This window comes from Streptomyces sp. SPB074 (assembly GCF_000154905.1).
Lineage (GTDB): Bacteria > Actinomycetota > Actinomycetes > Streptomycetales > Streptomycetaceae > Streptomyces.
Map to the genome: position 1 here is coordinate 5,487,192 of NZ_GG770539.1, position 585 is coordinate 5,487,776.

The 585-nt window shown below is 65.5% G+C and carries 1 protein-coding gene; it reads left to right on the plus strand.

The window, feature by feature from the left end; translation table 11 throughout:
* Positions 1–226: 226 nt before the first annotated feature.
* Positions 227–433: a cold-shock protein gene (locus SSBG_RS23270; RefSeq protein ID WP_008748518.1), complete on the plus strand. Its 207-nt coding sequence runs from the start codon at positions 227–229 to the stop codon at positions 431–433.
* Positions 434–585: the final 152 nt, after the last annotated feature.

Below are 585 nucleotides of genomic sequence, written 5' to 3' on the forward strand. Positions count from 1 at the left end.
CGACACGCCCGAGTGGCTTGCCCCACACACGGGACGGCCTGTGCGTGTTAGGCTGGCGATGTTGCAGTTTTGGTACCCATAGAACTTTCTTATGTGCGCCTGACGGAATGCTTCGTCGGGCGCATCGTTTGTTTGGTCCCGGTTCTCCGGGTGGGGCTCATGGTGCGACACGGTGCGTGCACAGGGTACGTACCGCTCTCATCTCTCGACCTCTCAGGAGATTGACATGGCCACCGGTACCGTGAAGTGGTTCAACAGCGAAAAGGGCTTCGGCTTCATCGAGCAGGACGGCGGCGGCCCCGACGTCTTCGCCCACTACTCGAACATCGCGTCCTCGGGCTTCCGTGAGCTCATCGAGGGCCAGAAGGTCGAGTTCGACGTCACGCAGGGCCAGAAGGGCCTGCAGGCGGAGAACATCACGCCCAAGGGCTGATTTTGCGCGCGGCCCTCACGGGGGCCGAGAACGCCGCGTGAGCGGGGTCCGCACCAGCAGGTGCGGGCCCCGTTTCCGTGCCGACGCCTTCCGCGCACGGGCGTCACCCACCCGCCCGCCGCCCCTCCAGGAAGGCCCCCGTATGACCACCC

Coding starts and splice junctions, on each gene's coding strand:
- SSBG_RS23270 (WP_008748518.1), top strand. CDS start 227: ATGGCCACCGGTACCGTGAAGTGGTTCAACAGCGAAAAGGGCTTCGGC.